This is a genomic window from Homoserinimonas sp. (assembly GCF_056262345.1).
This window is the reverse complement of sequence record NZ_JBACFR010000064.1, coordinates 1-12,304: the sequence shown is the minus strand read 5'-3', so window position 1 is coordinate 12,304 and position 12,304 is coordinate 1. Positions and strand designations below refer to the sequence as shown.

General features: G+C 65.3%; 11 protein-coding genes and 1 pseudogene. 5 read left to right on the top strand and 7 right to left on the bottom strand.

What is annotated here, in order from left to right:
• The 4 genes from AC062T_RS03330 to recQ all read left to right on the top strand — a co-directional run.
• Positions 1-252: hypothetical protein (locus AC062T_RS03330; protein WP_476027374.1), on the top strand; the 252-nt coding region annotated here is incomplete at its 5' end.
• A 129-nt stretch (positions 253-381) separates the two neighbouring features.
• Complete coding sequence (locus AC062T_RS03325) at positions 382-2,499, top strand: acyl-CoA dehydrogenase family protein (RefSeq protein ID WP_476027372.1); 2,118 nt, start codon at positions 382-384, stop codon at positions 2,497-2,499.
• A gap of 35 nt (positions 2,500-2,534) precedes the next feature.
• Complete coding sequence (locus tag AC062T_RS03320) at positions 2,535-3,125, top strand: dihydrofolate reductase family protein (RefSeq protein ID WP_476027370.1); 591 nt, start codon at positions 2,535-2,537, stop codon at positions 3,123-3,125.
• 10 nt (positions 3,126-3,135) lie between these two features.
• A complete protein-coding gene (gene recQ, locus AC062T_RS03315; protein WP_476027368.1) occupies positions 3,136-4,980 on the top strand; it encodes a DNA helicase RecQ in 1,845 nt (614 codons plus the stop codon).
• A gap of 57 nt (positions 4,981-5,037) precedes the next feature.
• Here the strand turns inward: recQ and AC062T_RS03310 are convergent, their stop codons facing one another.
• Positions 5,038-6,213 (bottom strand): right-handed parallel beta-helix repeat-containing protein, encoded by a 1,176-nt coding sequence (locus tag AC062T_RS03310; protein WP_476027366.1) that lies wholly within the window; start codon positions 6,211-6,213, stop codon positions 5,038-5,040.
• Positions 6,214-6,446: 233 nt separating this feature from the next.
• Positions 6,447-7,679 carry a right-handed parallel beta-helix repeat-containing protein gene (locus AC062T_RS03305; RefSeq protein WP_476027364.1) on the bottom strand — a complete coding sequence of 411 codons (1,233 nt, stop codon included), beginning with the start codon at positions 7,677-7,679 and terminating at the stop codon, positions 6,447-6,449.
• A 184-nt stretch (positions 7,680-7,863) separates the two neighbouring features.
• Between AC062T_RS03305 and AC062T_RS03300 the strand changes: the two genes are divergently transcribed.
• Positions 7,864-8,991: a glycosyltransferase family 2 protein gene (locus tag AC062T_RS03300; RefSeq protein ID WP_476027362.1), complete on the top strand. Its 1,128-nt coding sequence runs from the start codon at positions 7,864-7,866 to the stop codon at positions 8,989-8,991.
• Here the strand turns inward: AC062T_RS03300 and AC062T_RS03295 are convergent.
• From AC062T_RS03295 to AC062T_RS03275, 5 genes and pseudogenes are all read right to left on the bottom strand, one after another.
• A complete protein-coding gene (locus AC062T_RS03295; protein ID WP_108518056.1) occupies positions 8,972-9,403 on the bottom strand; it encodes an FAD synthase family protein in 432 nt (143 codons plus the stop codon). The two genes, AC062T_RS03300 and AC062T_RS03295, sit on opposite strands and share 20 nt — an antisense overlap.
• A gap of 2 nt (positions 9,404-9,405) precedes the next feature.
• Complete coding sequence (locus AC062T_RS03290) at positions 9,406-9,915, bottom strand: acyltransferase (RefSeq protein WP_476027360.1); 510 nt, start codon at positions 9,913-9,915, stop codon at positions 9,406-9,408.
• 43 nt (positions 9,916-9,958) lie between these two features.
• Positions 9,959-10,987: a right-handed parallel beta-helix repeat-containing protein gene (locus tag AC062T_RS03285; protein ID WP_476027358.1), complete on the bottom strand. Its 1,029-nt coding sequence runs from the start codon at positions 10,985-10,987 to the stop codon at positions 9,959-9,961.
• Positions 10,984-11,910 (bottom strand): glycosyltransferase family 2 protein, encoded by a 927-nt coding sequence (locus AC062T_RS03280; RefSeq protein WP_476027356.1) that lies wholly within the window; start codon positions 11,908-11,910, stop codon positions 10,984-10,986. Before AC062T_RS03280 ends, AC062T_RS03285 begins: the two co-directional genes overlap by 4 nt.
• Positions 11,907-12,304: pseudogene (locus AC062T_RS03275) on the bottom strand (lipopolysaccharide biosynthesis protein); the annotation flags it as partial. The gene AC062T_RS03280 and the pseudogene AC062T_RS03275, both read right to left, overlap by 4 nt.

Genomic DNA, 12,304 nt, shown 5'->3' with positions numbered 1-12,304 from the left:
AACAACGGTGTGATCTTCTTGCTCGCTGCTGTGGGCATGGTCGATGCGAACACGTCTGAGGGCACACCGTTCGGCGTCATCGCGACCGCGGTCACCCTCGGGCTCTTCTCGTGGTGGGTCGTGCGGATGCACACGCGTCTGGGCCTCGAGCGTGAGCGTGTCGTGCGGGAGCCGATTCCGGCTGACGTGTCGGTACAGGTCGAGCCAGCGCCTTTGTCGGACTCAGATGGATCTGAACCCCGCAACTTGTAGCTTGGCTACAACGGTCTTGGTGGAGTCGCGACTCCCCGTTGGAGGCGGCGGACGTTGAATTCTCTCTGTTCATGAAGCCGGATTAGCGTGGCAGCACACGCTCTCTTTGTCTGAATTGGAGTTTCTGCCATGCTCGACACCGCCCCCGGTCGCACCCCAGCAGCCCCCGCTTCGCCCTCGGTTGAGGCCGAAGTCGATGCCAATCTCGACGCGACGTCATCCGCCGCGTCGGTGGATGTTGCTGCCCTGGGCCGCATGCTCATGGGCACGTGGGCGGACATCCGTCAGCAGTCGCGCGATGCGATGGAAGACCCGCAGTTTCACCGCATCGACAACCAGACCAAAGAAGATCACCGCACCCGCGTGCTGGGTCAGTTGCAGGCGCTCGCCGACAGCGGACGGGTGCACCGTGCGTACCCCGTATCGGTGGGTGGCAAGGGCGACATCGGCGGCAGCATCGCGTCGTTCACGGAGCTCGTTTTCGGTGACCCGTCGATGCAGATCAAGGCTGGTGTGCAGTGGGGGCTCTTCGGCTCGGCAGTGCAGCACCTCGGCACCGAGTACCACCACAAGACTTTTCTCCCCTCGATCATGAGCCTCGAGACCCCCGGCATCTACGCGATGACCGAGACGGGTCACGGGTCGGATGTTGCCTCCGTGGGAACCACGGCGACCTACGACGAGACGACGGGGGAGTTTGTCATCGACACCCCGTTCCGCGGGGCGTGGAAGGACTACCTCGGCAACGCCGCGGTTCACGGCATCGACGCCGTCGTCTTTGCGCAGCTCATCACCAAGGGCGTCAACCACGGCGTTCACGCCTTCTACGTGCCCATCCGCTCTCGTGAGACGGGCGAGTTTTTGCCCGGCGTCGGAGGTGAGGACGACGGCTTCAAGGGCGGGCTCAACGGTATCGACAATGGTCGCCTGCACTTCACGGGTGTGCGCATCCCGCGCCTGAACCTGCTCAACCGCTACGGCGATGTCGCCGAGGACGGCACCTACTCCTCCGCGATCGACAGCCCCGGCCGGCGATTCTTCACGATGCTCGGCACTCTCGTGCAGGGTCGTGTCTCGCTCGATGGCGCGGCCACGCACGGTGCTGCGATGGGCCTCGCGATCGCGATCACCTATGGCAACCAGCGTCGCCAGTTCGAGGGAGCAACGGGCGAGGAGATGGTGCTGCTGGACTACCAGCGCCACCAGCGCCGCCTGCTTCCTCGTCTCGCCACGACCTACGCCCAATACTTTGCGCACGACGAGTTTTTGGTCGCCTTCGATTCCGTCTTTAGCGGCAAGGGCGACACCCCGCAGGCCCGCGAAGACCTCGAAACCCTCGCCGCTGCGCTCAAGCCCCTGTCGACCTGGCACGCGCTCGACACCCTGCAGGAGGCCCGCGAGGCCTGCGGCGGTGCGGGATTCCTGGCCGAAAACCGCATTACGGGTCTGCGCAGTGACCTCGACATTTACGTCACCTTCGAGGGTGACAACACCGTCCTGTTGCAGCTCGTCGGCAAGCGCCTTCTTGGCGACTTTGCCAAACAGTTCAAGGGAGCGGATGCTGGCAAGCTGGCGCGGTACGCGGTGGGCCAGGCGGCTGAGCGAGCGTTCCACAACACGGGTCTTCGCCGCATCGCCCAGACGGTGCGCGACTTTGGTTCGACCGCGCGCTCGGTGAGCGAGCTGCGCGACACCGAGGTGCAGCGCGCGATCCTCACCGACAGGGTCGAGACGATGGTTGCCGAGCTGGCGCAGGCGCTGCGGCCAGCATCCAAGATGTCCCCGGTGGATGCTGGAGCGCTCTTCAACTCCCAGCAGAACAAGCTCATCGAGGCTTCACGGGCGCACGCGGAGCTTCTGCAGTGGGAGGCGTTCACTCGCGGAGTCGAGCGAGTGGAAGACCCCGGCACCAAGCAGGTTCTCGTGTGGCTCCACGACATTTTCGGGCTCGGACTCATCGAGAAGAACATCGGTTGGTACCTCTCGAACGGGCGCCTATCGCCGCAGCGTGCCCAGGCGGTCTCGGCCTACATCGACCGGCTGCTGACCCGCCTTCGGCCCCACGCGCAAGATCTTGTGGACGCCTTCGGGTTCAAGCCCATTCACCTGCGCGCGGCCATCGCGAGCGGCGCGGAGCAGCAGCGACAGGATGAGGCGCGCAACTACTACGAGGCACTGCGGGCCTCGGGCGAGGCGCCCGTGCACGAGAAGACCCTCAAGGCAAAGAACAAAAACAAGAAGAAGTAGATCTTGATGTCGGTGGGCGGCGCTACTCTTCCCGCATGAGCGAACAGAGCGCCGCCCCCAGCACTCCCGGCAAGGTCCTCTTCGATAGCGCGACCACGATCAACGGCTTTATCGCCGATGAGCACAACTCGCTCGAATGGTTGTTCGCCGTCGATGGTGGCGAGCATCCAGACGAGGGGTTGTTCCCGAGCGGGGCAACCGTGCTCGTCGAGGGTTCGACAACCTATCTCTGGATCCTTGAGCACGACGACATCCTGGCTCACCCCGAAAAGTGGGCAGAATTCCACGGGGATAAGCCCGTGTTCGTCATGACCACTCGTGAGCTGCCGGTGCCAGAGGGGGCCGATGTTCGATTCCGCTCGGGCGCTGTTGCCGATCTCCTCCCCGAGTTCCGTGAAGCGGCTGCGGGCGGCGACATTTGGGTCGTCGGCGGCGGCGACCTCGCCGGTCAGTTCCTCGACGCGAATGCCCTGGACGAGATTGCGCTTTCCGTCGCGCCGGTCGCTCTCACGGGCGGGGCTCCCGTGTTTCCCCGGCGAGTGGAGTCAGACCGGCTGCGGCTCGAGAGCGCCACCAAGGTGGGGCAATTCGCCCGGCTCGTCTACACGGTCGGCGAGCCCGGTTAGCCTTGAGAGCATGACCCAGACCATGCCGCCCGCCGCCGCGCTCGACGCTGCACTCGACGTGCTTGGCCGGGTATTCGGCTACGACAGCTTTCGCGGCGACCAGGCCGAGATCATCCGCACGGTGGTCGACGGCGGAGATGCCCTCGTTCTCATGCCAACGGGTGGCGGCAAGTCGCTCTGCTACCAGGTGCCCGCCCTCGTGCGCGAGGGCACGGGCGTTGTGATCTCACCTCTCATCGCCCTCATGCAAGACCAGGTGGATGCCCTTGCCGCGGTGGGTGTGCGGGCGGAGTTTCTCAATTCAACTCAGGATGCCGACGAGCGTCGACGAGTCGAGTCAGCTTTCGTCGCCGGAGAGATTGACCTTCTGTATCTCGCCCCCGAGCGGCTCGCCCTCGAATCGACGGCCGCGCTGTTCGATCGCGGCACGATCTCGCTCTTCGCTATCGACGAAGCTCACTGTGTTTCTCAGTGGGGCCACGACTTTCGCCCGGACTACCTGCGGTTGTCGATGCTGCACGAGCGGTGGCCGGCGGTTCCCCGCATCGCTCTGACCGCAACCGCGACTGGGCAGACGCACGCCGAGATCGCGCGACGCTTGCAGCTCGAAGAAGCCCGCCATTTTGTGGCGAGCTTCGACCGCCCCAACATTCAGTATCGGATCGCGGCCAAAGACCAGCCGGGCAAGCAACTGCTCGAGCTGTTGCGCAGCGAGCATCCCGGCGACGCCGGAATCGTCTATTGCCTCTCCCGCGCCTCGGTCGAGAAGACGGCCGACATGCTCGTCGCCAACGGCATTCCTGCCCTCCCCTACCACGCTGGTTTGCCCGCCCACGTTCGGGCCGCAAACCAGTCTCGGTTCTTGCGCGAGGACGGGCTCGTCATGGTGGCCACCATCGCCTTCGGCATGGGCATCGATAAGCCCGATGTGCGTTTTGTTGCCCACCTCGATCTGCCCAAGTCGGTGGAGGGCTACTACCAGGAGACCGGTCGAGCGGGCCGCGACGGGCTCCCGTCGACAGCCTGGCTTGCCTACGGGCTGCAGGATGTTGTGCAGCAGCGCCGCATGATCGACACCTCGGAGGGTGACCTTGCCCACCGGCGGCGGCTGAGCGCACACCTCGACGCGATGCTCGCCCTGTGCGAAACGGTCGAGTGCCGTCGAGTGCAGCTGCTGGCATATTTTGGCCAAGAGTCGAGCCCCTGCGGCAACTGCGACACGTGCATCACGCCGCCAGCATCGTGGGACGGAACCGTGCCATCGCAGAAGCTGCTGTCCACGATTGTTCGCCTCAAACGGGAACGCGATCAGGCGTTCGGTGCGGGGCAGCTCGTGGATATTCTTCGCGGAAAGCAGACCCCGCGCACGCAGCAGCACGAGCACGAGACCCTCGCGACCTGGGGCATCGGTGCCGATCTCAGCGAACAGCAGTGGCGCGGCGTCGTGCGCCAACTCCTGGCGCAGGGACTACTCGCGACGCGAGGCGAATACGGCATTCTGGCCATCACCGAGGCATCCGCCGATGTGTTGTCGGGGGCGCGAGCCGTCTCCCTGCGCACCGAGCCGGAGGCTCGCCTCAGGGGGTCTCGTCGTTCTGCGAAGGCCGCCTCGGCGGCAGCAGACCTCGAGCCAACTCAGGTCGAACTGTTCGAGGCTCTGCGCGCATGGCGTGCTGAGCAGGCTAAAGAACTCGGCGTGCCTGCCTACATCGTGTTCGGGGATGCGACGCTCAGAGCAATAGCCGTCGCGCGCCCGGTCACGCTCGCCGACCTTGACGGCATCAGCGGAATCGGTGCCAAAAAGCGCGAGGCCTATGGCGAGGCGATTCTCGGAGTTGTTGCGCTGAGCAGCTAACAACGCTGAGCAGCTAACAACCGCTCACATCGCGATCTCCATGCTGAGTGCGCGGGTCTACTGAGCGCGGCGATCCACCCGCACAGCAGTGCCGTCCGTTTTGGTGTTGCCCGACATCGTCGCGTTGGTTGTGGGCGGAATGAGAGCGGAGCATCCGAATCGAGAACCGCCGAAGGTGTTGTTTGAGATCGTGAGGCCCTTGATTGCACCCTTGCCCTTTTCGGCAACGTTGATGGTGCAGCCGCCGCCGGAGACGAGGTTCGAGGTGAAGCTCACCTGGGAGACGGCGCCCTGATCTTGAGTGATCTGCAGTGCGGCGTTGTAAGCGCCGCTGATCACGTTGCCCGTGACGACGATATTGCTGCCCTTTTGAATCTGGATGCTGTCGTCGTGGCTGGGGCCGCCGTTCCACCCCGGATCGTTCGCGTAGTGCAGGTTGTCGTGCAGCCACGACTTTTGAATCACGACGTCGTTGCCAAAGATGTGCACGGAGTCGATCACATTGTGAATGGCGACGCGGGTGAGGGTGAAGCCGTAGCCGTAGACGCCATTGACCCTGTGCGAGGGGAACTGGGCCACAAGCTCGGTGTCATGCACGACAAGCCCCGCTGATTTGCCGGTTCCGGCATAGATGAGGATGGCATCGCCTGTGGTGTCGCGGCCGCGAATAATGGAGTTCCGAATGGTGACGTTGGGCGCCTCGACCCGCACGAATCCTCGGATGTCGAGGCCATCGATCACGGTGCCCGCGGTGCTGATGACGAGGTCGCCATCGTGCCGTTTGAGCGCGGTGCCTGCGGGAACGCCGGTCGACGAGGTCGAGGCGGGGGCAGGAGAGACCGCTGCTGGCTTGGATGCTGGAGCTGGCTTCGGTGCGGGAGCCGGTGCTGCGGCAGATCCGGTGCCGACGCCCGGCGCTGCGGTGGGCGTTGTGCTCGGAGCGGCGGGCGCGGGGGTGGCGGCATCCTTGTCTGGGGCGTCGTCGTGCGTTGTTCCGTCGGGATCGGCGGTGCCGCGAGCGGATTCGCCCTTAGCGGACTCTCTCTGCTGGTCGCTCTTCGGAGCGCCTGGCGTCGAGCCGGGCGCTGCGGGCGCGCCTTCGGTCAAAGTTTCGGCGGCACTCGACGGGCTGGGCTGCGCCGTGAGAGGCGCCGCACCTTCGCCAGCAGGCGCGGTCGCCTTGGCGGCACCGAAATGCACGCCAGCCCCGGCGAGAAGAAGAATCGCGGTCACCGACGAGCTGTAGGCCCACCACCGGGACGGCCTGGTTCTGAAAATTCGCACAAGGGTCTCCCTGGACGTTCACGAATGAGGATTTCGGGTAATTCGCGCGGGGTGCGATTCGTCGTATCCTATGGCCCCCATACGGGGGTAGCGCAACGTTTTTTGTCAGTCTGGGGAGACCATCGGTATTCGGTGTGTGTGAGGTGGGTCCTCGCTGGGCGAGCGGAAGGGCTGCCCGAACGCTACTGCGCGCGGCGGACGATCTGAAGCGCAGTGCCGTCTGCGGCGGTGTTGCCGAGGTTCACGATGGTGGTCGTTGGTGGCACGAGCATGTCGCATCCAAACCGAGAGGTGCCGAAAACGTTGTTCGTGACGACCAGGCCCGCGATTGCACCCTTGCCCTTCTCCGCAACGTTGATGGTGCATCCGCCGTCACTCGCCCAGTTGTTGCTGAAGGTCACATTGGACGTGATTCCCTGGTCTTGCGTGATCATCAGGGCGGCATTGTACGAGCCGCTGATGTCGTTGCCCATGATGCGGATGTTATTGCCCTTTTGAATCTGGATGCTGTCGTCGTGGCTGGGCCCGCCGTTCCATCCCGGGTCGCTGGCGTAGTGCAGATTGTCGTGCAGCCAGGAGCTCTGAACGAGAACGTTGCTGCCGAAAATGTGCACGGCATCGATGACGTCGTGGATGTTGACGCGCGTGAGAGTGAAGTCGTAGCCGTAAACGCCGTTGACGATGGACGACGGGAACTCGGGAGCGAGTTCGGTGTCCTGGATGACAAGACCAGCGTTCTTGCCGGCGCCCGCGTAGACGAGGATGGCGTTCTCGCTCGCGTTTCGGCCTCGGATGATCGAGTTCTTGATCGTGACGTTGGGGGCCTCGACGCGGACGAACCCGCGGATGTCGAGGCCATCGATCACGGCGCCCGCCGTGCGAATCACAAGGTCACCCTTATGGATGGTGAGCGTGGTTGCTGCTGGTACCCCTGTGCTGGCTCCCGACGGGCGAGTCCCCGAAGCGGTCGTTGTCGGAGTCGTCGCGGACGGCGCCTCCTGCGCTGGAGCTTCTGCCTCGGGCTCGGCCGGCTCGGCTGGCTCTTCGATCGTCGGCGGCGTAACCGGTTCGGTCGGCGTCGGAGCCTCCTCGGCCGGAGCCTCCTCGGCCGGGGCCTCCTGGACCGGCGCTTCTGTCGCGGGTTCTTCTACGGCAGGGTTCTCAGGCTCAGCAACCGCCGGAGCTTCCTCGGCCGGAGCTTCCTCCTCGGCCGGAGCCTCCGCCGCCGGAGCCTCCTCGGCCGGAGCGACCGGAGCTTCACTACTCGTTGTTTCTTCTGTCACGCTTGTTTCTTCTGCGACGCCCGGCGCGGAGGCGCTCGGGGCGGCAACAATGAATCCGCCGGCAACGAGCAGCGGAATGGCCATAGAAAGCGCGGCTCGCCATCGCGGCAGCCAGCGGCTGAGATCGAACAAAAGAGGTTCTCCTCTGGGCAGGTGGGGGAGCGTCGCGACTCTGATGCGGCGAATCACGCGCGCGCGCGACACAAAGAGGTTACGTTCCCTTCGCTGGCAGTGTTGCCAGGGTGGGAGTCGCCCCCATAAATCCTGTCTGTACCCTGAACGGGGGGTGCTGCATAATGGGGGTCGGAGGCCAGACATGAGCGATCCATCCGCACCAGATCGTGAGCCGATGGCGGATGCTGGCGCCGCCCCCTATCCGCGAATCAGCGTTGCCCTGTGCACGCACAACGGTGCGGAGTTCATCGCCGCCCAACTGCGCAGCATCCTGCGTCAGACGCATCCGGTCGACGAGATCGTGCTCTCGGACGACGCCTCGATTGACGGCACCGTCGCACTCGTGACCGATGGCATTGCCGCGCACGCCCGCAGGGCTGTGCGGGGGCCGAGTCTTGTCGTGATCGAGAACGAACCGGCCCTCGGGGTCGTGCGCAATTTCGAGCAGGCACTGCTGCGGTGCACGGGAGACGTGATTGCGCTCTGCGACCAAGACGATGTCTGGCACGAAGATCGCATGGCGAGGGTCATGGAGGCGTTCGCGGAGCATCCAGAGCTGCTGCTCGTGCACAGCGATGCCCGCCTGATCCGCGCCGATGGTTTGCCTTTTGGGGCCGGGCTAGCGGCAACTCAGCGCATGTCGCCCCACGAGCGCCACAGCCTGTCGACCAATAGGGGTTGGGACGTTCTCGTGCGCCGCAGCCTCGTCACGGGTGCCACGGTTGTCATCAGGCGCGACCTTCTCGACCGAGCCGTTCCGTTCGTCGACTCGTGGGTGCATGACGAGTGGCTGGCCATCATGGCGGCGGCGACGGGAGGCACCCACTTTCTCGACGAGCAGTTGTTGGACTACCGGCAGCATGCGCGCAATCAGATCGGCGTCGTGCGAAGGGGTTTCTCAGCCAGACTCGCCCGCCTGTTCACTCCTCGGGGTGAGCGCAACGAGCGTCTCGTTGCCCGGGCGATCGATCTACTCAGCCGGGTCACTGAGCTGCACCGAGCCGCGGTGAACCGCCGGTCCCCCGATGCTCGCCTTCTGGCCAAGGCGGTGAAGGATGCGAGGGCCAAGCTCGCACACGAACGGGTGCGCATCCTGTTGCCGGCGGTGCGCATCCTGCGCGTCGGCCCGGTCGTTGCGGAGGCGCTCACCGGCCGGTACGAGCGGTATGGCCGGGGTGTGCAAGATATTGCGCGCGACCTTCTCCAAAAGGCGGGCCGGGTTCGGGAGACGACCGCGCCGCCAGCGGCGCTCAGCGCTCGACGCGATTGAGGGTGTCGAGGGCCTGCCGCAGCTGGGTGCTCGAGGTTCCGTCGGTGTAGGGAAAGTACACGACCGTGACTCCGACGGCGGCGAACGAGTGCTCAAGGGCCAGCCCCTTTTCGGTGCCCTGCCAGTCGTCTCCTTTAAAGAAGTGGGTGAATCGCACGCTGCGCCAGGTCTCAAGCTTGTCGGGCACAACTTCGGCCACCGCCTCGTCGACGAAGCGCACACTGCGCACGATGTCGAGTCGCTCCTCGAGCGGTATCACCGGCAGCGCGCCCTTGGTCAGCAGCAGCATTTCGTCGGAGACGACCCCCGCGATGAGGCGGTCGCACTCGCTTCTCGCTCGCCGAAGGATGTTGAGGTGCCCCACATGAAAGAGGTCGAAGGCACCAGCGGCATACCCGATTCGAAGGGTCATTGTTACCACCACCATGGCTTGAGCCGCCGCAGCGGCAATCGATAACGCAGCGATGTTGTTCTCGAGCCAATGACTTTCGCCGGCACGCCTCCCACCATCGTGAAGGGCGCAACGTCGGAGGTGACGACCGCCCCGGCGGCCACGACAGCGCCCTCGCCAATGGTCACCCCCGGCAAAATCGTCACCCTCGTGCTCACCCAGGCGCGATTGCCGATTGTGACGGGCGCGCTCTCATAGGCGAACTCGGCGCTCTGGGGGTTGTGCTGTCCCGTCCAGATATGCACCGCAGTGGAGAGGTTCACATCGTCGCCAATGGTGATGCCAGCGCGGGCGTCGAGGATGGCCCCGTTGCCGATGGAGCTGCGCGCTCCGATGCGCAGATGCTGCGCTCCCCGAATTTCGAAGCCGTGATAGATGGTGGCATCCGGATGGACCCGGCCACCCCAGAACCTGATCGTCGCGACGCGCAGGGCGTGGACTGGCATCTTTCCCGCGAGCACGAGGGAGGCCATCTCGGCGTCTCTTCTCCGGGTGCGAAAAAAAGTTCTGGCGGGGCTATTGCGCACGGCGATCGATCCTCACTGGTGCTCCGTCGGTTGATGCATTGGCAGAGATCGTGGCGTGAGTGCTCGGAGGAATCAGCATTGCGCAGCCGAATCGAGACTCACCAAAGACGTTGTCGGAGATGGCCAGGCCCTCGATCGCGCCCCTGTTTTTCTCCGCGATGTTGATGGAGCAGCCGCCGCCCGAGACGGTGTTGCCCGAGAACACGAGCTGGGAAACGGGGCCCTGATCCTGAGTCACCTGAAGCGCAGCGTTGTGGGCACCCTCGATCACGTTGCCGGTGATCGTGATGTTGGTCCCGGCCTGGATTTGGATGTTGTCGTCGTGACTAGGCCCGCCGCCCCATCCGGGGTCGTTGTCGTAGTGCAGGTTGCCGTGAAGCCACGACGATTCGATCACCACGTCGTCGCCAAAGATGTGCACTGAGTCGATAACGGTGTGGATGTTCACGCGCCGGAGCGTGAACCCGGCACCGTACACGCCATTGACGATGTGCGATGGGTAGGCCGCAGCGAGCTCCGTGTCGTGCACGAGGAGCCCCGCCGCGGAGGGGGAGCCCGCATAGATGAGCATGGCGTTGTTGGCAACGCTGCGGCCGCGGATGATCGAGTTGCGAATGGTGACTCCCGGCGCTTCTACGCGCACGAATCCGTAGATTTCGAGCCCTTCGACGATGGCTCCCGGGGTGGTGATCACCAGGTCGCCGTCGAAACGGGTGAGCTGGGTGCCCGCAGGCACGCCCGTCGTATGTGGCCCGGGCACGCCAGCGTCGGGCAGGCGTGTGACTTCGGGAGGTTCGGCGGGCAACGAGGGCAGCGGGTTGTCGCCTCGCTCGTCTTCGCTGGGGCTGGGAATGGCATCGGATGCCGCATCACCCGGTGCGGTCAGGGCGCCGGAGATCATGGGGGCCGGCGAGGTCGTCACGAGCGCGAGCACGGTGACGGCGAGCGCACACCACCAACTGGCGCCGAGCCGTCGGCGCTCTCGCTGGCCAGCGGAATGGCGCTTCTTGCGCGTCACGGGGTGGCCTCCCGTCGTGACGATGAGCGAGATTGCGATCGAGAGAATGCTGCGCGAATGCCCGTGGCCGAGCCGGCGAAGCTTGCCCAGAGGGGCCGCCAGGGCTTGCGCAGAAACTGCCGTCTCCCCCCGCGCAGCAGCACCCGGCGCGCGTAGTCAGGGGTGAGAATGAGCCACCGGATAGCGTCGCGGCGAGACAGGTGAGCGGCGGCAAACAACATGCGATTGCGGCAGTTGAAGTAGTAGTAGCCCACCGACTTGGCGCGGCCCTCTGCCGCCTGGGTGCCTCCGACGCTATGGATGATCCGAATGTCGTTGCGCACTACGAGGTGCCCGCCAGCGTTCCTCCAGCGCCAGGAGAGATCGACATCCTCCCAATAGAGAAAGAACCGTTCGTCGAAGCCGCCGAGCAGATTCCAGAGGTCGAGTCGAAAGGCGAGGCAGGCTCCCGTGAGCCACCCATCGGAGCCCGCGCTGTCGGTGCCGGGTTTCGTTGTCGTGCGTCCCTCCGCCACGACCACTCGGCCGCCCGCGAACCAGTGGCCGCCATCCTCTCCGGTCACGACGGGGCCCACGAGAGCGAGTGCGTCGTCTCGAGCGGCCTGTGCGAGGGCGCCGAGCGCAGCGGAGCTGGCCCTGGCATCCGGGTTGATGGCGATCACGGTGTCGCAGCCCAGCTCGCGGGCATGCTGCACCCCTCTGTTGATGCCAGCGCCAAACCCCACGTTGGGGCCGTGGATGAGGCTCCACCCCCGCTGGGAGCAGAGAGCGCGCACCAGGGACAGCTCCTCGGCCGACGTGTAGTTATCGACGACGACGAGCCGTGCGCCGAGCTCATCGAGCGCGATCGAGCCAAAGTTCGCTTCGAGAAGCTCGTGGGACCCGTAGTTGACCACCACGATTGCGAGGGTGCGGTTGATCACGGTGCGGCTCCCTTCGTCTGGTCGGCAGCGGCGTGCTCTGACGGCCGGGCTGTCGTGCGGCGGGAGGGCAGCATGCGAGCCACCGCGATGACCGCCAGGATGTCGCGGCGAATGGGGCGCACAATGGCGAAGGCAACGGCATAGCTGAGGGCTGTGGCGGTGACGCTCGCGGCGATCTGCGCTACGGAGCCCAAGGGCGCGGCGGCGAGGCTCGAGCCTGCTCCCGCGAGCGCGCCGACGGTCGTGATGCCGATGATGCGCCCGGCGCCAGCGAAGAGGCGACCGACGGGGATCGTGGTGCAGCGGGAGAGCCACCACAACGAGAGGGGCCATTCGAGCAGAGGAGCGACCGCGTAGCCTGCGGCGACGCCGAGGATGCCCCACTGCGAGCCGA

What these genes read in the sequence shown, in the direction of transcription:
- AC062T_RS03325 (WP_476027372.1), top strand. Translation starts at nt 382, where the DNA reads ATGCTCGACACCGCCCCCGGTCGCACCCCAGCAGCCCCCGCTTCGCCC.
- AC062T_RS03320 (WP_476027370.1), top strand. Translation starts at nt 2,535, where the DNA reads ATGAGCGAACAGAGCGCCGCCCCCAGCACTCCCGGCAAGGTCCTCTTC.
- recQ (WP_476027368.1), top strand. Translation starts at nt 3,136, where the DNA reads ATGACCCAGACCATGCCGCCCGCCGCCGCGCTCGACGCTGCACTCGAC.
- AC062T_RS03300 (WP_476027362.1), top strand. Translation starts at nt 7,864, where the DNA reads ATGAGCGATCCATCCGCACCAGATCGTGAGCCGATGGCGGATGCTGGC.
- AC062T_RS03295 (WP_108518056.1), bottom strand. Translation starts at nt 9,403, where the DNA reads ATGACCCTTCGAATCGGGTATGCCGCTGGTGCCTTCGACCTCTTTCAT.
- AC062T_RS03290 (WP_476027360.1), bottom strand. Translation starts at nt 9,915, where the DNA reads ATGGCCTCCCTCGTGCTCGCGGGAAAGATGCCAGTCCACGCCCTGCGC.